16 protein-coding genes are annotated in these 18879 nt (G+C 72.6%); 6 read left to right on the top strand and 10 right to left on the bottom strand.

The features are described from left to right. Positions 1-26 precede the first annotated feature (26 nt). From ASF44_RS31995 to ruvB, 3 genes are read right to left on the bottom strand one after another with little or no spacing between them, the layout of a single operon-like run. Positions 27-590, bottom strand: a complete 564-nt coding sequence (locus tag ASF44_RS31995; RefSeq protein WP_056901310.1) for a hypothetical protein — start codon at positions 588-590, stop codon at positions 27-29. Beyond that, a complete protein-coding gene (locus tag ASF44_RS21605) occupies positions 568-2289 on the bottom strand; it encodes a rhomboid family intramembrane serine protease (RefSeq protein WP_056901309.1) in 1722 nt (573 codons plus the stop codon). The genes ASF44_RS31995 and ASF44_RS21605 overlap by 23 nt, the downstream gene beginning before the upstream one ends. Next, positions 2289-3344, bottom strand: coding sequence for a Holliday junction branch migration DNA helicase RuvB (gene ruvB, locus ASF44_RS21600; protein ID WP_056901308.1), 1056 nt, complete (start codon positions 3342-3344; stop codon positions 2289-2291). The genes ASF44_RS21605 and ruvB overlap by 1 nt, the downstream gene beginning before the upstream one ends. Before the next feature lie 436 nt (positions 3345-3780). Here ruvB and ASF44_RS31235 point away from each other — a divergent pair, with 436 nt between their 5' ends. From ASF44_RS31235 to soxZ, 3 genes are all read left to right on the top strand, one after another. Beyond that, on the top strand, positions 3781-4620 hold the full coding sequence (locus ASF44_RS31235; RefSeq protein WP_082524956.1) for a carbonic anhydrase family protein: 840 nt from the start codon (positions 3781-3783) through the stop codon (positions 4618-4620). Between the two features lie 92 nt (positions 4621-4712). Continuing rightward, a complete protein-coding gene (gene soxY / locus ASF44_RS21590; protein WP_056901306.1) occupies positions 4713-5168 on the top strand; it encodes a thiosulfate oxidation carrier protein SoxY in 456 nt (151 codons plus the stop codon). 41 nt (positions 5169-5209) lie between these two features. Next, on the top strand, positions 5210-5521 hold the full coding sequence (gene soxZ, locus ASF44_RS21585) for a thiosulfate oxidation carrier complex protein SoxZ (protein WP_056901305.1): 312 nt from the start codon (positions 5210-5212) through the stop codon (positions 5519-5521). Between the two features lie 51 nt (positions 5522-5572). Here soxZ and ruvA read toward each other — a convergent pair whose 3' ends face one another. Beyond that, on the bottom strand, positions 5573-6148 hold the full coding sequence (gene ruvA / locus ASF44_RS21580; RefSeq protein ID WP_056901304.1) for a Holliday junction branch migration protein RuvA: 576 nt from the start codon (positions 6146-6148) through the stop codon (positions 5573-5575). 33 nt (positions 6149-6181) lie between these two features. Between ruvA and ASF44_RS21575 the strand changes: the two genes are divergently transcribed. The 3 genes from ASF44_RS21575 to ASF44_RS21565 all read left to right on the top strand — a co-directional run bounded on the left by ASF44_RS21575 (position 6182) and on the right by ASF44_RS21565 (position 9978). Further along, the gene (locus tag ASF44_RS21575) at positions 6182-7180 is read left to right on the top strand and encodes a PhoH family protein (RefSeq protein ID WP_056901303.1); all 999 of its coding nucleotides are present in this window, start codon (positions 6182-6184) and stop codon (positions 7178-7180) included. After that, a complete protein-coding gene (ybeY, locus tag ASF44_RS21570; protein ID WP_056901302.1) occupies positions 7177-7635 on the top strand; it encodes an rRNA maturation RNase YbeY in 459 nt (152 codons plus the stop codon). Before ASF44_RS21575 ends, ybeY begins: the two co-directional genes overlap by 4 nt. Before the next feature lie 111 nt (positions 7636-7746). Then, positions 7747-9978 (top strand): Ig-like domain-containing protein, encoded by a 2232-nt coding sequence (locus ASF44_RS21565; protein ID WP_056901301.1) that lies wholly within the window; start codon positions 7747-7749, stop codon positions 9976-9978. A gap of 21 nt (positions 9979-9999) precedes the next feature. Here ASF44_RS21565 and ASF44_RS21560 read toward each other — a convergent pair whose 3' ends face one another. The 6 genes from ASF44_RS21560 to ASF44_RS21535 all read right to left on the bottom strand — a co-directional run bounded on the left by ASF44_RS21560 (position 10000) and on the right by ASF44_RS21535 (position 18871). Next, positions 10000-13770: a CHASE domain-containing protein gene (locus ASF44_RS21560; protein WP_082524955.1), complete on the bottom strand. Its 3771-nt coding sequence runs from the start codon at positions 13768-13770 to the stop codon at positions 10000-10002. Between the two features lie 173 nt (positions 13771-13943). Continuing rightward, positions 13944-14255 (bottom strand): hypothetical protein, encoded by a 312-nt coding sequence (locus tag ASF44_RS21555; protein ID WP_156374624.1) that lies wholly within the window; start codon positions 14253-14255, stop codon positions 13944-13946. 80 nt (positions 14256-14335) lie between these two features. After that, positions 14336-15037, bottom strand: a complete 702-nt coding sequence (locus tag ASF44_RS21550; protein WP_056901298.1) for a DUF899 family protein — start codon at positions 15035-15037, stop codon at positions 14336-14338. Between the two features lie 86 nt (positions 15038-15123). Beyond that, a complete protein-coding gene (locus ASF44_RS21545; RefSeq protein ID WP_056901297.1) occupies positions 15124-16158 on the bottom strand; it encodes an ABC transporter substrate-binding protein in 1035 nt (344 codons plus the stop codon). Beyond that, positions 16155-17270, bottom strand: coding sequence for a DUF1116 domain-containing protein (locus tag ASF44_RS21540; protein WP_082524954.1), 1116 nt, complete (start codon positions 17268-17270; stop codon positions 16155-16157). The genes ASF44_RS21545 and ASF44_RS21540 overlap by 4 nt, the downstream gene beginning before the upstream one ends. After that, entirely contained in the window at positions 17270-18871 is a 1602-nt protein-coding gene (locus ASF44_RS21535; protein ID WP_235579301.1) for a gamma-glutamyltransferase family protein, read from the bottom strand. The genes ASF44_RS21540 and ASF44_RS21535 overlap by 1 nt, the downstream gene beginning before the upstream one ends. Positions 18872-18879: the final 8 nt, after the last annotated feature.

Below are 18879 nucleotides of genomic sequence, written 5' to 3'. Positions count from 1 at the left end.
GCAGGGCGGCTTCCTGCAGCCGCGCGTCAGCGCGGCGGCGTGGCGTTCCAGCGCAGCGCGGTCCAGTGCAAGGGGTTCCAGCCGGGCGCGCGCGCGACCTGCACCGTGCCCTCGGGCAGGCTCCAGCTCAGCGCGGCGATGCGCTGGCCGTCGGCGGCGATTACCTCGTGGCCACCGGGGGCGCCCAGGCGCGCGGTCAGCATGCCGACCGCGCGGTGGTGCGCCCACCAGGGCACGAGGACGTCCACCGCCTGCAGCCGGCCCTGTTGCCAGCTGGCGCGCAGCAGCGCGGCCGGCAGGCCGTTGGCCTGGGCCAGCGCGGCTTCGCAGGCGCTGCCGTCGGCCAGCGCCTGGCATTGCAGCGGCAGGTCGTCCAGCTGCCGTGCCAGGGCGGCGGCGTCCAGCGTGGGCGAGAGGCGGGCGTAGTCCAGCGTGGCCTGCGCGCGCGCCGCGCCGCCCGTCCAGCGGGCCAGATGCGCGGGCAGGTCGGCACGGCCGGCCCACAGCAGGCCGGCCAGCGCCAGCAAGGCCGCCAGCAGCAGCGCGCCACTGCGGCGCGGGCGGGGTTCAGGGCTGCGCTGGGGGTGCACGCACGGGGCCTCGTTGGGGGGGGACGGGCACGCGCCGCACGGTCTCGGCCAGCTCGCGCATCGTCGCCTGCATCTGCCCGGACAGCTGCGCCAGCTGCGCCTGCGCGTCGGCCGGCAGGTCGGGGTCGCGCCGCAGCATGGCCTGCTCCAGCGCCAGCGAGCGCATGGTGATCGCGCAGACCTGCAGGTACATGTGGACGAGGCGCCCGGCCTGTTCCCAGCGCGGCACGCGCAGCGGCACCAGCTCCTCGGTGATGGCGCTGCAGACCGGGCCGATGGTCTGCTCGGCGTTCTGCAGGAAGACCGGTTGGCGGATCTCGCCGCGCTGCAGGCGCTGGCTGTCCTGCGCCATCTGCCGGAAACCCTGGTCGAAGCGGCGCGCGATGTCGGGCAGCAGCGCCTGGGCGGCATACACCTGCGCGTGCCAGACCCGGGGCACGGGCGTGGCCAGCACGCTGTAGCCGACTGCGGCGGCTGCCAGCAGGCCCATCGCGGCGGCGCGCTTGCGGCGCCGGGCCGCCGCTGCCTGCCGGTCGATGGGCGCCAGCAGCACCAGGCCCAGCAGCATGCCGCAGGCCAGGCCGCCGACGTGGGCGGCGTTGTCCACGTTTTCCTGCGTGAAGCCGTGCAGCAGCGAGTAGCCGATGAAGAAGCCCAGCCCGGTCCACAGCCGGCGCAGGTTGGTGGCCGGCACCAGGTGGCGGTAGTGCCAGCTGGCCGTGACCAGCGCGCCCAGCACGCCGAACACCGCGCCCGAGGCGCCGACCGAGATCGAGTTCTGGGCCGCGTAGTGCAGGCTGGCGGCGCTGCCGGCCAGCGCGCTGGCACCGTAGACCAGCGCGAACTGGCCGTTGCCCAGCAGGCGGCACAGCTGCTTGCCGGCCTCCCAAAGGCCCAGCATGTTGAAGACCAGGTGCACCATGCCGCCATGCAGGAAGGTGGCCGTCAGCAGCCGCCACCACTGGCCGTCCAGCACCACGGCCGAGGCGGCGTTGGCGCCCCAGGCGAACAGCTCGGGCGACAGCGGCTTCGTCGGGCTCATGCCGGCGGCCCAGTTCATGGCCCAGGCCAGCACGTTGGCGGCCACCACCACGTACAGCGCCCAGGGCGTAGGCACCAGGGTGTCCAGGTGGCTCTCGAACGCATCCTCGTCGCGCGCGGCGCGCCGGCCGGCGGCCTCGCCCGTGCCGGCCCGCAGGCGCAACACGTCGAGCCGGGCGTGGATGGCGTCGTAGGCGATGTCCTGCTGGCGCGGGCTCAGCAGGTGCAGGCTCACGCGCGGGCGGGCCGGGTTGCGGCGCAGCCAGCCCTGCGGCACGTCCGGGTGCTGGGCGTCGGCACGGCGCTGCAGGCGCAGCATGCCGCCGCGCTCGAGCTGGGCGTCCTCCAGCACGTCCCAGGGCACGGGCGGCTGCAGCAGGCTGCCCGAGATGCCGCGCCCGTCCAGCCGCAGCACCGGTGCGCTGCTGGCGGCGTGGCGCCACAGCGTGCGCGCCAGCCACAGGCAGGGCAGCAGCACGGCCGCGCCGACCAGCACGCGCCAGGCCAGCGCCATGCCGGGCAGCTGGGCCGCCGCAGCCCAGCCCAGGCCAGGCCCGGCCAGCGCCAGCAGCACGGCCACGAACAGGATCTGGCGCCGGCGCGTGGGCGCGAATTCGAGCGGCGTGAACAGCCCGGTGTCGGGCGCGTCCTGCTGCATCAGGCGAAGAGGTCGGGCGCGGCCTGCGGCGGTGTCACGCCGAGGTGGCGGAACGCGGCCTGCGTGGCGATGCGCCCGCGCGGCGTGCGCTGCAAAAAGCCCTGCTGGATCAGGTAGGGCTCGATCACGTCCTCGATGGTGCCGGCTTCCTCGCCGATGCTGGCGGCGATGTTGTCCAGCCCCACGGGGCCGCCGTCGAAGCGGTGGATCACGGCCTCCAGCAGCTTGCGGTCCATCACGTCGAAGCCCTGCGGGTCCACATCGAGCAGCGCCAGCGCGCGGTTGGCGATGTCCTGCGTGATGGTGCCGTTGCCCTTCACCTCGGCGTAGTCGCGCACGCGGCGCAGCAGCCGGTTGGCGATGCGTGGCGTGCCGCGCGAGCGCGTGGCGATCTCCATGCCGCCCTGCGGCTCGATCGGCACATGCAGCAGCCCGGCGCTGCGCGTGACGATGCGCGACAGCTCCTCGGCCGTGTAGAACTCCAGCCGCGCGACGATGCCGAAGCGGTCGCGCAGCGGGTTGGTTAGCATGCCCGCGCGCGTGGTGGCGCCCACCAGCGTGAAGGGCTGCAGGTCGAGCTTGATGCTGCGCGCGGCCGGGCCCTCGCCGATCATGATGTCGATCTGGTAGTCCTCCAGCGCCGGGTAGAGGATTTCCTCGACCAGCGGGCTCAGCCGGTGGATCTCGTCGATGAACAGCACGTCGTTGCGCTCGAGGTTGGTCAGCAGCGCCGCCAGGTCCTTGGGTTTTTCGAGCACCGGGCCGCTGGTCTGGCGCATGTTCACGCCCAGCTCCTGCGCAATGATGTGCGACAGCGTGGTCTTGCCCAGGCCGGGCGGGCCGAACAGCAGCACGTGGTCCAGCGCTTCGGCGCGCTTCTTGGCCGCGCCGATGAAGATCTCCAGCTGCTCGCGCGCCTTGGCCTGGCCCACGTATTCGTCCAGCAGCTTGGGGCGCAGCGCGCGCTCGATCGCCTCCTCGTTGGGCGAGGCGGGCGCGGCCGACACCACGCGGCGCTCCGGCGGCATGGCGAAGTTGTCAGTCTGGATGGACACAGGGAAGGCGCAGGGCGAAAAAGGCCACTATAGCCCGGCACCCGGCCGGCCTGTAGGCGCCATTTGCACATTGGCGCGCTCAAGTCGCAGCCATCCGCGCCGATAGAGAAGCGGGTGGCCGGTGTGCCACCGCCGCCTATGCCCATCGCCCTGCCGTTCCACCGTTCGTCCCTTGCCTCGTTGCTGTTGTGCGGCGCGCTGGCGGCCGTGGGCATGGCGGCGCACGCGCAGCAGGCGCCGTCCGGCAACGAACGCATGTCGCAGCAGCTGCGCGAGGCGATCGAGCGGGCCAACGGGCAGCGCGCCAATCCTGCGGCATCGGCCGCATCGGCCACCCGGCCCGGCAAGGGCGCGCCGCCGCCCGCGACGCCGACGCCCAGCCTCACCGTGAACGTGGGGCAGGGCGGCGCCCTGCGCGTGACCCCCACGCCCCCCTCTGCGCCGACCGCGCCGAGGGCCTCGGCCTCCGCGCCTGCGGGCAAGGCCCAGCCCGTGGCCCAGGACGAGGTGCCGCCGCTGCGCACCGTCCCGGCCGCCACGCCGGCGGCACGCGCTGCCGCCAGCGCCACGCCGCCGGCCGCCGCCCGGGCCGCCGCCACCCTGGTCGTACAGCGGCTCCGGCGGTCCGCAGGCCTGGGGCCGCCTGCAGCCCGAGTACCAGCTGTGCGGCAGCGGCCAGCGCCAGTCGCCCATCCACATCGAGGAATCGGCCGCGCTGCAGGGTCCGAACGAGGCGCTGGGCTTCGACTACCGGCCCAGCACCGGCACCGTGGTGCACGACGGCCGCACCATCCGCGTCCAGGTGCAGGGCGAGAACCTGCTGCAGGTGCGCGGCAGCAGCTGGCGGCTGGAGTCGTTCGACTTCCAGCACCCGGCCGGCGAGGTGATCAACCACAGCGGCTTCGCCATGGGCGTGCACCTGGTGCACCGCAATGCCCAGGGCCAGACCGCTATCGTGGCCGTGCTGCTGCAGCCGGGCGAGGAGAACGCCTTCATCGAGCGGGTCTGGACCTACATCCCGCTGGACGCCGGCGACATGGTGCGCATGCCGCTGGACTGGATCGACCTGTCCACCCTGCTGCCCAAGGACCAGCGCTACTACCAGTTCTTCGGCTCGCTGACGCAGCCGCCCTGCACCGAGGGCGTGCTGTGGATGGTGCTCAAGCAGCCCGTGACGTTGAGCGCCGAGCAGTTGCGGCTGTTCGCGCAGATGTTCCCGGCCAACGCGCGGCCGGTGCAGGCGCTCAACGGGCGCATCGTGCGCGACGCGCAATAGGCCGCGGCCGCAGGCCGGCCCCGGCCCGCCGGGGCTGCTCGGCTTTGCCTTAGAGTACGGTCCCTTTTCGATTCCCGCCCGCCGCCACCGACATGCCGACCCGACGCGACACCCTGCACCACGGCCTGGCCGTGGCCGGCCTGCTGGCCGCCGCCGGCTGGCTGCCGCGCGAGGCCCTGGCCTTCAACAAGGCCGCCTTCGATGCCAGGAGCATCGCCGATGCCGCCAAGGCCTTCGGCGGCGGCGCGCCCGCCGAGAGCCGGGACGTGGTGCTGACCGTGCCCGAGATCGCCGAGAACGGGGCCGTCGTGCAGATGACGCTGGGCACCACGCTGCCCGACGCGCGGCAACTGCTGTTGCTGGTCGAGCGCAATCCCAACGTGCTGGTGGCGATGTTCGAGCTCGACGAGTCGCTGGAATCGAACTTCTCCATCAACGCGAAGATGAGCCAGAGCTCGGACGTCTATGCCGTGGCCATCGCGCGCGACGGCAAGGCGTTCTTCGCCCGCAAGGAAGTCCGGGTCACCCTGGGCGGCTGCGGCGCCTGAGCGGCCACGGCATCCACCGACGACAACCGGAGAAGACCGACATGGCCGAACCGATGCGCATCCGGACCCAGTCCAGCGGAGCGAACACCATCGTGCGGGTGCTCATGGCCCACGAGATGGAAAGCGGCCAGCGCAAGGACGCCGCCGGCAAGCCCATCGCCGCATGGCACATCACCGACGTGGCGGCCTCGCTCAACGGCAGGCCCGTGCTGCGCGCCCAGTGGGGGCCGGGCGTGTCGAAGAACCCGTTGCTGCGCTTCACGCTCAGGGGCGCCAGGGCCGGCGACAAGATCAGCGTGACCTGGACGGACAACCGCGGCGGCACGCGGACCGACGAGACCACCGTCGCCTGACGGTCTCTGCCGTTCCGGCCGGCATGGGCAGGGTGTCCGGAGCAGGGCCTGTCAGGCCTTGTTCAGCGCCTTCAGCGCCAGCTTGATGCCCTCGCTGACGCCCACGTCCTTGGGCAGCGCCTTCAACGCGGCGGCGGCTTCCTTGTCGCTGTAGCCCAGCGCCAGCAGCGCCTGCAGGATGTCGGCCTGGTGGTCGGTCGTGGCGCCCTGGTGCGGGCCGATGTCGGCGCCGAGCTTGCCCTTGAGTTCCAGCAGCAGCCGCTCGGCGATCTTCTTGCCGATGCCCGGCACCTTGATCAGCCGGCCGCTTTCCTGCAGCGTCACGGCCTGCGCCAGGTCGGACACGCCCAGGCCCGACAGCACGCCCAGTGCCGTGCGCGGGCCCACGCCGCTGATCTTGATGAGCTGGCGGAAGGTGTTGCGCTCGGCCGCGGTGCCGAATCCGTAGAGCAGCTGGGCGTCCTCGCGCACGATGAAGTGCGTGAGCAGCGTCACGCGTTCGCCCAGTGCGGGCAGGTTGTAGAAGGTGCTCATGGGCACGTCGACCTCGTAGCCCACGCCGTGGCAGTCCACCAGCACCTGGGGCGGGTTCTTCTCGGCCAGCAGGCCTTGCAGTCGTCCGATCATGCGCGGGATGGTACCCGGCGACAATCGCGCACCATGATCGTCCGCCACAACTTCACGCCCCCCAACAACACCCGGCTGGACCACGTGTGCGGCCCGATGGACGCGCACCTGCGCCAGATCGAGACGGCGCTCGCGGTCAAGATCGCGCACCGCCACGAACAGTTCAAGATCGACGGTCCCAAGGCCAAGGCCCAGCAGGCACTCGAGGTGCTGCAGGCCATGTACGAGATCGCCGCGCGGCCCATCGCCACCGACACGGTGCAGCTGATGCTGGCCGGCGACGGCGCCAACGGCACCGGCGAGGACGGGCCGCCGCTGCTCACGCGCCGCGCCGACCTCAAGGCCCGCACAGCCAACCAGGCCATGTACCTGGACAACATCGCCCACCACGACATCACCTTCGGCATCGGCCCGGCCGGCACCGGCAAGACCTACCTGGCCGTGGCCTGCGCCGTGGATGCGCTGGAGCGCTCGGCCGTGCAGCGCATCGTGCTGACGCGCCCGGCCGTGGAGGCCGGCGAGCGCCTGGGCTTTCTGCCGGGCGACCTGGCGCAGAAGATCGACCCCTACCTGCGCCCGCTGTACGACGCGCTGTACGACCTCATGGGCGCCGAGCGCGTGGCCAAGTGCTTCGAGCGCAACGCGCTGGAGATCGCGCCGCTGGCCTTCATGCGCGGGCGCACGCTGAACAACGCCTTCGTGATCCTGGACGAGGCGCAGAACACCACGCCCGAGCAGATGAAGATGTTCCTCACGCGCATCGGCTTCGGCGCCAAGGCCGTGGTGACGGGCGACGTGAGCCAGATCGACCTGCCCAAGCAGCAGCTGTCCGGCCTGATCGACGCCGAGCGCGTCCTGAAGCGCGTCAAGGGCATCGCCATCACGCGGCTGACCAGCGCCGACGTGGTGCGCCACCCGCTGGTGGCGCGCATCGTCGATGCCTACGACGCGCGCGGCCGTGGCGGCGATGCCGACGACACCGGCCGCGATGCGGCCGAGCAGGTGGTGCGCGCGCGCCGGGGTGCGCGGTGAGCCGTTTGCACGGCCTGCAGCTGTCCCTGCAGTTCGCCGCCTTCGACGGCGTGGCCGAGCACCGCGCCGCGCTGCCGCGCCACAAGGTCCAGCGCTGGATCCGCCACGCGCTGGACCTGGACGCCGAGATCGCCGTGCGCATCGTCGGCGCAGAGGAAGGCCAGGCGCTCAACCGCGACTACCGCCAGCGCGACTACGCCACCAACGTGCTGACCTTCGACTACACGCAGGAGCCCGTCGTCACGGCCGACCTCGTGCTGTGCGCGCCCGTGGTGGCGAAGGAGGCGCGCGAGAACGGCAAGACGCTGCAGGCCCACTACGCGCACCTGCTCGTGCACGGCACGCTGCACGCCCAGGGCTGGGACCACGAGACCGGCGAGCAAGACGCCGAGGAGATGGAGGCGCGCGAGACCGAGATCCTGCAGGGGCTGGGCTTCGAAAGCCCTTACGGCTGACAAGGGGTGTGCGCTTGCGCGGCGCTGCCGCGCCAGAGGGGGACGGTCATGTGTCATGTCCATGACTTTTTGCAGCCATAGCCTGCGCGGCTGCTTCACCACCCCTCTGCCATGGCACACCCACATCCCGATCCCGCTTCCCGCCCGCCCTTCCGACGCCTCGGGCTGGGCGCACTGGTCCTCGGCGCCGCCCTGGCGCTCGCCGCCTGCGGCGGTGGCGATGGCGAACCTGCCGCGCTCGGCGCGCCGACGCTGGCCTTCGTCTCGCCCAAGCAGAGCCTGGACCTGGCCAACTACACGCTCGCGCGGCGTGTCACGCTGCCCGTGAATGCGGCGGCCGGCGCGAACCAAATCGCCATGGAGGTCTCGGCCGTCACCTACAACGAGACCACCGACAGCCTGTTCATCATCGGCGACGAAGGCACCTACATCACGCAGCTGTCCAAGGCCGGCGCGGTGATCGACACCATGGACCTGCCACCGGGCCTGTTCGCCGATCCGGAGGGGCTGGCCTGGGCCGGCGGCAACAGCTTCGTGGTGGCCAACGAGCGCGAGCGCACCGCCTCGCTCGTGGCCTACACGGCCGGCACCGTGCTCGATGCGGGCAGCGTGCGCACCGTCAAGCTCGGCGCCACCGTGGGCAACATCGGCCTGGAAGGCGTCACGCGCGACCCGATGACCGGCGGCTACATCTTCGTCAAGGAAATGACGGAGCAGGCGGTGTTCCAGACCACCATCGATTTCACGGCCGGCACCGCCTCCAACGGGTCGGCCACCACCGGATCGCCCACCACCGCCAGCTCGGTCAACCTGTTCGACCCGAGCCTGATGCGGCTGGCCGACATCGCCGACGTGCATGCGCTGTCCAACAGCGTGGCCGCCAGCGTGCCGGACCACGCCCACCTGCTGGTGCTGGGCCAGGAAGACGGCCGCATCCTGAAGGTCGACCGCGCCGGCAGGATCTACAGCCGGCTGGACCTGCCGAACGCGCCCAACCTGGGCCACGAGGGCCTCACGCTCGACAGGCAGCTCAACCTGTACGTGACCAACGAGACCGGCGGCGGCAGCCCCTCGCGGCCGCAGCTGTGGGTTTACACGCCGACGCGTTCGGCCGCGCAGGTGGGCCTGTCGAGCAACCTGTACCTGAGCTTCACCGACAGCGTGGCCGCCGGCACCGGCAACATCACGGTGGTGGGCAGCAACGGCGAGACCCGCACCATCGCGGTCACCGACGCCACCCAGGTCAGCATCGAGGGCAACACCGTCAGGATCGACCTGGCGGCCGACCTGTCGCCCAGCACCCGCTACAGCGTCCAGTACGCCGCCGGCGTGTTCAAGGACAGCGCGGGCGTGCCCACCCAGGCTGTGGGCAGCGACCAGACGCTGGCTTTCACCAGCGTGGCCGACACCACCGCGCCGGTGCTGCAGGCGTCCCTGCCTGCAGCCAATGCCAGCGGCGTGCTGCTGGGCGCCGACATCGTGCTGGAGTTCAGCGAAGCCGTGCGTGCCGGCGCGGGCAGCTTCACCATCACCAACGGCAGCAGCGATGTGCGCACCATCCCGGCCGGCGACACCACGCAGGTGCGCTTCAGCGGCAGCACCGTCACGCTGAACCCGGCGACCGACCTGCAGGCCGGCACCGCCTACTCGGTACAGGTGTCCGCCACGGCGGTGCAGGATGCCGCGGGCAACGCCTTCGAAGGCATCGCCGACAGCACATCCCTGGGCTTCGGCACCGAGGGCACGGCCGCCACGCCGCCGCCCACGCTGCTGATCTCGGAGGTCAATTCCAACGCCACCGGCGGTGTCGACTTCTTCGAGGTCTTCAACCACGGCAGCAGCCCGGCCACGTTGTCCGGCTGGAAGTGGGACGACAACTCCGCCAGCGTCACCGAGGGTGCGCCGATCCCCACCGTCACGATCCCGGCCCAGGGCCGGCTGGTCGTCGCGATCGGCACCGACACGGCCGCCTTCCTGGCCGCGTGGGGCCTGCCGGCCTCGCCGCTCATCGTCGCCTCGGACGGCCCGGGCCTGGGCGCATCGGGCGATGCGGTGGTGCTGTTCGACGCCAACAACCAGGTCATGGCGAGCTTCAACTACGGCACCGCCGCGATCGCGGTGGCCGGCAGCAGCGCCGTGGTCCCGCAGTCGCAAGCCTCGGCCGGCGTGACCGCGGCCTACGGCAACCATGCGGGCCTGGTGTTCGGCGGCAACAACGCCAGCTCGGCCGTGTGGGACGGGGTCTCCACCTCGGCGCCCACGTACCGCGTGGCCGTCGTCGGCGTGAACGGCGGTTTCGCGCAGCCCGGCTCGCCCACCTCCATCGGCTCGCCGGGCCGGTGAGCGCGCTGCCGTGCTGAGCGGTCAGCGCGCCGCCTGGCGCGTGTAGGCCGCGATCGCGGCGCCGGCCTGCTCCATCGCCTGCGCCAGCGCATGCAGGGCGGCGTCGGCGGGGGCGCCGTCCGCCAGCGCACGCTCGTAGGCGCCGGCCTGCGCGGCCACGTCGACCAGGCCCAGTTGCGCCGCGGTGCCCCGCAGCCGGTGCGCCAGCGCGGCCGCTTCGGCGGGGCCGGCGCCGCGCAGGCGCAGCACCTCGTCGCCATGCAGGTGCATGAAGCGGCCCAGGGCGCGGGCCCATGCCGCGGGGTCTTCGTACACCGCCAGCCCGCGTTGCGCGTCGAGCGCCATGGCCTGCGCGGTGGGCCCGGCCCGGGGGGCGGGCTCGGGTGCAGGAGCGGGGATGTGAGCCGGCGCCGGCAGGGCATCTGGCGCGGCAGCATCGCCACGGCGGCGCACGCGCAGCAGCGTCTGCACCAGCGTGTCGACCAGGAAGGGCTTGGCGACGAAGGCGTCCAGCCCGGTGGCCAGCGCCTTGTCGCGCTGCGATGCGAAGGCGCCGGCCGTGAGCGCCACCACGGGCAGGTGGCGCAGGGCCGGCGTGGCGCGGATGCGCCGCGTCGCCTCGTAGCCGTCCATGCCGGGCATCTGGATGTCCATCAGCACCACGTCGAAGGCCGTGGGCTGCTGCGCCAGCAGCGCCAGCGCGCTGCCGCCGTCGTCGGCCAGCGCCACGCTGGCGCCCTCGCCGCCCAGGATGCGGGCCGCCACGTCGCGGTTGATCTCGCTGTCGTCGACGACCAGCAGCGCCATGCCCTGCAGCCTGCGCCGTGCGGCACCGTCGGCGGCACCTGCCGGCGCGTGCGCCGGCGCAGGGCACTGCCCGGCCTCGGCGGTGGCGAAGGCGAGCGTGAAGCTGAAGGTGCTGCCGGCGCCGAGCGCGCTGGCGACGGTCAGGTTGCCGCCCATCAAGGCCACCAGGTGGCTGCTGATGGTCAGGCCCAGCCCGGTGCCGCCGAAGCGGCGCGTGGTCGAACTGTCGGCCTGGCTGAAGGCCTGGAAGATGTGCGCCTGCTGCTCGGGGCCGATGCCGATGCCGGTGTCGCGCACCCAGAAGCGCAGCCGCACCTGGCCGGGCGCCGTGCAGTCGTCCTCGCGGGACACGCCCAGCGTGACCTCGCCGCGCTCGGTGAACTTGATGGCGTTGCTGAGCAGGTTCATGAGCACCTGGCCCAGCCGCAGGCTGTCGCCGACCAGGTAGTGCGCGCCGGCGGGCGGCGCATGCACGACCAGCGCCACCGGCTTGTCGCCGCACGCCGTGGCCATGACGGAGGCCAGGTTGTCCAGCACCGCGGCCAGCGCGAAGGGCTGCTGCTCGATCTCCAGCCGGTGCGCCTCGATCTTGGAGAAGTCCAGGATGTCGTTGATGATGGCCAGCAGGCCCTGGCCGGCGTCCTGGATGCGTTGCAGCATCGTGCGCGCATCGGCCGGCAGGGGCTGCCCGGCCAGCAGGTAGCACAGCCCCAGGATGGCGTTCATCGGCGTGCGGATCTCGTGGCTCATGTTGGCCAGGAATTCGGATTTGGTGCGCGTCGCCTGCCGGGCATCTTCCAGCGCCTGGTGCAGCTCCTGCGTGCGCCGCGCGACCTGTTCCTCCAGCGAGGTGTTGAGCTCCAGGATGCGGGCCTGCGACGTGATCTGCGCGGTGATGTCGCGGTTGATGCCGATCAGGCGCTCCACCTGCCCGTCCGGACCGTGCTCGACGATGGCGGCGGCCTGGATGTGGCGGGTCTCGCCCGCCCGCGCGATGCGGAAGGTGGCCTCGTAGGTTCCGCCCAGGGTCCGCAGGCGCTGCAGGCCGGGCTGCAGCGCCTGCAGGTCGTCCGGGTGCACGCGCGACTGCCAGAACGCCACCCAGCCGCCGCCGTCGCGCAGCGCGGGCGGCACGGCATAGATCTCGAACATGCGCTCGTCCCACTCCATCTCCTCGTCCTCGAGCCGCCAGACCCAGATGCCCACGTCGGCGGCCGCCACGGCCAGGCGCAGCCGGTCCAGCGTGGCCTGCAGCTGCAGCTCGAGCTGGCGCCGGTGCGAGATGTCGGTGATCGAGGCCAGCGTGGCCGGCCCCTCGCGCGTGCGCACCGGGTTCAGGCCGATCTCCACCGGGATGTCGCGCCCGTCGCGGTGGCGCGCGTACAGCGCCCGGCCCTGGCCCATCGCGCGCGGCTGCGGCGCGCGCAGGTAGCCGGTCACGTTGTGCGCGTGGTCGGCGCTGTGGCGCTCGGGGATCAGCGCGTCCAGCGGCAGCGTGCGCAGCTCGGCCGCGCTGTAGCCGAACAGTTCCTCGGCCTTGCGGCTGGCCAGCACGATGCGCTGCTGCGCGTCGACCATCAGCATCGCCGTGGGCGCCGCCTCCACCGCCAGCTGGAAGCGCTCGTCGGCATGCAGCTGCTCGGTGATGTCGCGCACGGTGACGGCCAGGCCCAGGCTGTGGCCGTCGCGGGCGACCACGGGCGCGCTGCGGATGTCCAGGTCGATGCGCCGGCCATCGCGCTCCACCTGCGCCGTGAGTTCCGTGCGTGCCGTGCGCGACAGCGCGCCCGCGCTCGCGCCGCCCGTGCCGACGAGGAAATCCTGCAGCCGCTGGCCCAGGGCCTGTGCCGTCGTGCGGCCGAAGATGTGTTCGGCCGCGCGGTTCCAGCGTGTGATGCGGCCCCGCCCGTCCAGGCCGACGATGCCGTCGCCGGCGTTCTCGGCAATGGCGGCCATGTGGGCGTCGTCCACCATGGCCTGGCGGCGGTGCTGCCGGTCGCGCAGGAAGAAGTACAGCAGCGTGGCCAACAGCGCCGCGGCGCCCGCCGTCAGCTGCGCGGTGCGCAGCGGCGCGGGCAGGTTCAGCCGTGCCGAGAAGGCCGGCGTGGCCTTGACTTCGGCGATCCACTGGCGGCCGTAGACCGACAGTGCCACCCGGCGCACCAGGCCGGCGTGGGGGGCATCGCCGGCATGCGCCTCGGCGAAGAAGCGCTGCGGCGGCTGCGTGCCGTCGGTGTCGTACAGCGCCAGCGAGAGTTCGTCGTTGATCAGCGCCTGTCCGGCCAGCACCTCGTCGATCACCAGCGGCGCATAGGCCAGGCCCTCGACGGCGCGTGCAGACTCCTGCGGTGTGGCCGTGGCGTCGTCGGTGCCGTAGATCGGCAGCAGGAACAGGAACCCCTGCGACGGCCGGCCGCTGGCCTGCGCCAGCGTGACGGGGCGGCTCAGCGTGGGCTGGCCGCTGCGCAGGGCCTGCAGCGCTGCGTCGCGCCGGTTCGCCTCGGACGCAATGTCCAGGCCGATGGCCTCGCGGTTCTGCGCTTCGGGCTCGACGTACTGGATGACGAGCAGGTCGCCAGCATGCGCGCTGTGCTGCTGCAGCGCGAAGTCCACCCGTTCCGCGCGCGCCTGCGCCAGGAAATCCTGCAGCTGCGCCTGCGGCACGCGCCGCACGAAGCCGAAGCCGCGCGCCCCGGGGAATTCACGCGCGAGCTCGCGCGATTCGGCGTAAAGGCGGAACCGCTCGCGCGTGATCTGCCCGCCGCCGGCGGCAATGACCGCACCGCGTGCGCCACGCAGGCCGTACTCGTAGATGTTGATGCGCCGGAGCAGGTCGGTGGTCGCGCGCTCGACCAGCACCTCGAAGCGCTGTTCCCGGATCTCCTGCTGCGTGGCCGCCACCCGTTGCGCTTGCGCAAAGGCCAGCGCACACCCCATCGCCAGGGCGACGAGGGACCACACCCACGGTGGCGACGGGCTGCGCATGGCTCGCTCGCGGCACTCCTTTTGATCGAAAATCGCGCTAATTTCTGGGCTTGAATGTAGCGAGGGGTGGGCAGATTCACAATGCGGTTTTCATCCAGTTGGCGGATGACAAGCGCTTCATGCCGACCCGTCATGCCGACGGGGCTCGTGCGAGCCGGCTTATGCCAGCCGGCTCATGCCAACCGCACCTCGAAGCGCGCATGGTGGGCGCCGGCCGGCAGGTCGCGCACCGCCTGCAGCCGCGCCGCGTGGTTGGCCAGCCGCCACTGCACCAGCAGCGTCTGCGCCTCCTGGCCGGGCTCTTCCTCCAGCGTCGCCACGCGGGCGATCGCGCGCAGCGCGTGGGCCACGTCGTCGGGCGTGCCCAGGCGCCGCTCCAGCTCGCGGCAGTAGCGCAGCTCGGCCTGCATGCGCGTGGCCTCGGGCAAGGCCGGTTCGACCAGTGCGACCAGGTAGGCCGTGTCCAGTGTCATTTCCGTGTCCATGAAAGCTCCTTGTATGGCTGTTCAAGCATACAGCTTTTCGCACGAAAACTGGAGATATATCCAGCTCCTTTCGGACCGTTTCAGTAACTCAGCTTGGGGTACCAATCTGCGGGTCGGCCCTCGGGCGTGAGGTCGAGGATGGACCACAGCGCGGCGATGTCCGGCGCGTCGCGCGGGTCCTGCCCGGGGTCGGCCATCTCCCTGGCCATGGCGCTGGCCCAGAACAGGCGCACGGCGTCGCCATCGAGGCGGTAGACCACCAGGGCGGGGTATTCGCTGCCGTCGGGCAGCAGCACGCCGAGGTCGCGCGCGTAGTCGTCGCCCACCGTCTGCACGAAGTCCAGGTCGCGCCAGCCACGCTCCTTTGCGAATGCAAGCTGCCGCTCCACGGGCGAGCGGCCCAGGATCTTGAGCGCCACGCGCTGCCGGATGTCGGCGGCATTGCCGTTCACGGCGCCCAGCCAGTTGGTGCACATGGGGCAGGGCCGTTCGCGCTGCGGCCCGTACATCCAGAAGTAGGTGACCAGCGCGGTCTTGTCGCCGAAGAGTTCGCGCAGGCCGAGCTCTGCGCCCTGCGCGTCCTTGAACCGGTAGTCCTTGCGCACCACCGGGCCTGGCGGCAGCGCGCGCCGCTGTTCGACCAGGCGCGTCATGTGCCGGCGAAACTCGATCTCCTCGGCCAGCAGCGCGCGGCGGGCATCCTCATAGGCCGGCGAGGCGCCCGGGAACAGGGTCCTGGCCTTGGCCGCGAGTTCGGTGGCGGGGGGCAGTGTGGATGGCATGGCGTTGGCTCCTTTGCCGATCCACTCTAGGCCGCGGGCGCGGCGCCCACCGTAGGCCGGGCGGACGCCGGCCCGCAGGCCGGTCCTTACCTGGGCACCGCCCGGCGCTCCGGTGCCGGCAGGTACTGCGCCGTGAACACCTCGGCGATGTCGGGCGCCGGGATGTCCAGCGCTGCAGACACCTCCTGCATCGACTTGCGCAGCCGCGCCGGATCGACGCCGCCCAGTCCGTGCTCGCGCGTCCAGGGCGTCACGATGGACCAGTCCAGCGACAACTGCATGCGCTCCTGCTCGACCTCGCGGTTGATGAGCTTGTCGCGCTGGTACAGCGCCTCGATGGCGGCGGCGGGCTGGCGGATGCTGGTGGCGATGCCCTCGGCCACGCACTGCGCCACGGCCGTCAACGCCGCGCCGTGGCTGGCGGCGAACGCACGCTTGGCCACCAGCGCGCTGCCGTACAGCGTGGAGCCGAACTGCGGGAAGCGCAGCACGACCAGGTCGTCCTTGGGCACGCCGACGGCGCGTGCGCCCATGTAGCCCGTGAAGGCCGCGCCGCTGATCGCGTCGGCCTGCTTGCGCGCCAGCATGGTCTCGCGCAGCTCTGGCGCCACGTTGATCCACTTGACGGCGCTGGCGTCGAAGCCGTTGGCCTGGGCCAGCGCCGAGAACAGCCGGCGCGAGGCGTCGCCGGGCGGCGCGGCGATGGTCTTGCCGACCAGGTCGGCCGGCTTGGCGACGGCGGTGTCCTTGCGCGTGATGATGGACAGCGCGGCGCCGTCGTAGACCATGAAGAAGGCGATCAGCCGGTCCTCGGGCCGGGTCTGCTTGGCGTTGTACTCGACCATCGCGTTGATGTCGGCGAAGCCCACGTCGTAGGTGCCCGCGCCCACCTTGACCACGGTGTCGCCCGAGCCGAAGCCGCGGTCGGTCGTCACGTCCAGGCCGGCCTTCTGGTAGCAGCCGTTCTGGTGCGGCACCAGGAACGGTGCCTGCGGGCCCTGGAACACCCAGTCCAGCGCGAAGCGCAGCTTGGTGGGTTGCTGCGCCTGGCTGGCGCCGGCCAGGGCGGCCAGCGCCAGCAGGGCGCCGGTGCGGATGCGGGAGAGCGAAGGCAGCTTCATGGCGTGGGTCTTTCGGCAGAGGGGAAGAACAGCGAAGGATCGGGTGCGTACCAGCCGCGGCCGATCAGCCCGGCCTGGCCCGATGCATCGAGCACGGCGAGGTTGACGAGCGGCGGCAGGCCGCTGGCGGCCACGCAGGCGGGGTCGACCAGGCCCGAGACGGCGTCGGTCACCAGCGTGCGGCGTGGCGCAAGGTCGGCCGGCAGCGAGCCGCGCCATTCCTCGCACAGGGCCGGCGCAGCCGGCAGCGCCTGGCCGCCCAGGCCGCAGAAATCGAGCACCGCGCTGTCGCCGATGGCGCCCAGCGCGGTGGCGCCGGCGTGCTGGGGAAAGCGCGTGCCCGTGGGCGGCGCCGCATCGATGGCGCGCCAGCCGGCATCGCCGCGCAGGCGCAGGCCGAAGCGCAGTCCGTTGCCGCCGACCGCGGCGATGCGCCCGCCGCCATGGCGCAGCCGCCAGGCGGCGGCGGCCATCAGGACCGTGAGCACGAAGCCGGGGCTGCCGGCCAGCAGCGCGCGGTCGGCATCCGCCAGGCCCTCGAGCCGGGCCAGCAGCGCGGCGTTGGCGGCCCCGGTGCGGCCGTGGCACTCGTCGCCTTCGGCGAGCGCCTGGGCGATGACCGGGGCCAGCGCCAGCGGCCGTGCCTGCAGCAGCGGAGCCAGGCGCTGCAGGCCCAGCTCGGTGATGGCCTGCAGGCGCGGCAGCGCGGCCGGATCGGCGCTGCCGAAGCGCAGCGCAGGCGGCGGGCCCTCCACCAGCGGCGCCCAAGCCTGCGTGCTGCCGTCGCCGACCTCGGCCAGCGGCATCGCGGCCGAGACCACCTGGGCCAGCGGTGTGGCCACGCCATGGTCCTGCGCGGGCACCAGGCGCACGGCGCCCGTGGCCAGCAGCGCCTGGGCGCCGGCCGGATCGCCGGCCAGCCCCTCGAACAGCAGGGCCTGCACGGCGGCCTGGCGCACCGGCGCGGGCGGCGCGCCTTCGAACGGCGGGCCGGCGTGCAGCAGCACGTCGCGGCCCAGGTGCGGCAGCGCCGCGCGGCGGCGCACCACGGTGCGCCAGGCGGCGCCCGCGAACGGCGCGGCCCAGGCGGAGAAGTCGGTGGCCGTGCCCATCAGAATGCCGCCACGCTGCCGTCGGAGCGGGGATCGAAGCCGCCGGTGCAGGTGCCCGCGGCGTCGCGCAGAATGCAGCCGGCATGGCCGAAGGTCTCGTCGAACGCGCCCAGCACCTCGACCTCGTGGCCGCGCGCGCGCAGCGCCTGCACGGTGGCGTCGGGGAAGCGGCTCTCCAGCTTGAGCGAATCGCTGCTCTGGCCCCAGGTGCGGCCCAGCAGCCAGCGTGGCGCGGCGATGGCGGCCTGCGGGTCGAGCCCGTGCACCACGCAGCGCGTGAACACGGCCGACTGGCTCTGCGGCTGGCCGTCGCCGCCCATGTTGCCGTAGACCATGGTGCGGCCATCGTTGAGCAGCGCCAGCGCCGGGTTCAGCGTGTGGAAGGGCTTCTTGCGCGGCGCCAAGGTGTTGATGTGGGCGGGGTCCAGCGAGAACGAGGCGCCGCGGTTCTGCCAGTTCACGCCGCTTTCGGCCAGCACCACGCCCGCGCCGAACTCGTGGTAGATGCTCTGGATCATCGAGACTGCGTTGCCCTGGCCGTCGACCACGCCCATCCAGATGGTGTCGGCAGGCCCCAAGCCCCTACCCCAGGCCGCCGCGCGGCCCATGTCGATGCGCGCGGCCATGGCGTCCAGCGCGGCCGGTTGCAGGAAGCTGGCCGGGTCCACCGCCATGCAGCCGGGGTCGGTGATGTGGCCGTCGCGCACGCCGAAGGCCTGCTTGACCGACTCGGCCGCCGCGTGCACGTAGTCGGCGCCCAGGTGGTCGAAGCGTTCCACGCCCAGCCGGTCCATCAGGCCCAGGATGATCAGCGACACCAGGCCCTGCGTGGGCGGCGGCATGTTGTAGACGGTGCCTGCGCTGTGCGCCAGCTGCAGCGGCTGGCGCAGCAGCGCGCGGTGCTGGGCCAGGTCGTCCAGCGCCAGCGGGCTGCCCACGGATTGCAGGTCGCGCGCCAGGCTGCGGGCCAGGTCGCCGCGGTAGAAGTCGTCCAGCCCGGCGCGGGCCAGTTGCTCGAAGGTGGCGGCCAGCCGCGGGTGGCGGAACAGCTGGCCCACGGCCGGCGCCGCGCCGCCCGGCAGGAAGGTTTCGGCGAAGCCTGCGATGCCTTGCAGCTCGGCGTGCTTGGCGGCGCTGTTGCGGTGCTGGCTCACGGTCACAGGCACGCCGTGGCGCGCGCCGTCGATGGCGTCTTCCAGCAGCCGGGCCAGCGGCAGGCGCCCGCCCAGCCGCGTGCGGCTCAGCGCCAGCGCCTGGTCCCAGCCCGACAGCGTGCCGGCCACGGTGATCGCGGCCGAACCGCCGCGGAACGGGATGGCGGGCAGGCCGGCGTAGTCCTCGCGCCGCACGCCCGCCGCGCTGGCGCCGCAGGCGTCGATGCCCACCACCTCGGTGCCGCCGGCGGCGGGCAGGCCGATGAGCCAGAAGCTGTCGCCGCCGATGCCGTTCATGTGCGGGTAGGCCACGGCGATGGTGGCGGCCGCGGCCACCATGGCCTCGATGGCGTTGCCGCCGTCGCGCAGCACGGCCAGGGCCGATTGCGAGGCGAGGGCGTGGGGAGCGACCGCCATGCCGCGGCGGCCTCGTACGGGTTGGGTCATGGGAAAAG

Origin of the sequence: Pseudorhodoferax sp. Leaf274 (genome assembly GCF_001422445.1) — a bacterium.
GTDB lineage: Bacteria > Pseudomonadota > Gammaproteobacteria > Burkholderiales > Burkholderiaceae_C > Pseudorhodoferax.
Note: the sequence above shows the minus strand (reverse complement) of the source record. Positions and strands in the feature narration are given on the sequence as shown.

Bases quoted from the DNA above. Each gene is read 5' to 3' on its own strand.
- ruvA (WP_056901304.1), bottom strand. From the start codon at position 6,148: ATGATCGGACGACTGCAAGGCCTGCTGGCCGAGAAGAACCCGCCCCAG.
- ASF44_RS21545 (WP_056901297.1), bottom strand. From the start codon at position 16,158: ATGAAGCTGCCTTCGCTCTCCCGCATCCGCACCGGCGCCCTGCTGGCG.
- ASF44_RS21555 (WP_156374624.1), bottom strand. From the start codon at position 14,255: ATGGACACGGAAATGACACTGGACACGGCCTACCTGGTCGCACTGGTC.
- ASF44_RS21575 (WP_056901303.1), top strand. From the start codon at position 6,182: ATGATCGTCCGCCACAACTTCACGCCCCCCAACAACACCCGGCTGGAC.
- ASF44_RS21605 (WP_056901309.1), bottom strand. From the start codon at position 2,289: ATGCAGCAGGACGCGCCCGACACCGGGCTGTTCACGCCGCTCGAATTC.
- ASF44_RS21550 (WP_056901298.1), bottom strand. From the start codon at position 15,037: ATGCCATCCACACTGCCCCCCGCCACCGAACTCGCGGCCAAGGCCAGG.
- ASF44_RS21560 (WP_082524955.1), bottom strand. From the start codon at position 13,770: ATGCGCAGCCCGTCGCCACCGTGGGTGTGGTCCCTCGTCGCCCTGGCG.
- soxY (WP_056901306.1), top strand. From the start codon at position 4,713: ATGCCGACCCGACGCGACACCCTGCACCACGGCCTGGCCGTGGCCGGC.
- ASF44_RS21535 (WP_235579301.1), bottom strand. From the start codon at position 18,871: ATGACCCAACCCGTACGAGGCCGCCGCGGCATGGCGGTCGCTCCCCAC.
- ASF44_RS21540 (WP_082524954.1), bottom strand. From the start codon at position 17,270: ATGGGCACGGCCACCGACTTCTCCGCCTGGGCCGCGCCGTTCGCGGGC.
- soxZ (WP_056901305.1), top strand. From the start codon at position 5,210: ATGGCCGAACCGATGCGCATCCGGACCCAGTCCAGCGGAGCGAACACC.
- ASF44_RS21565 (WP_056901301.1), top strand. From the start codon at position 7,747: ATGGCACACCCACATCCCGATCCCGCTTCCCGCCCGCCCTTCCGACGC.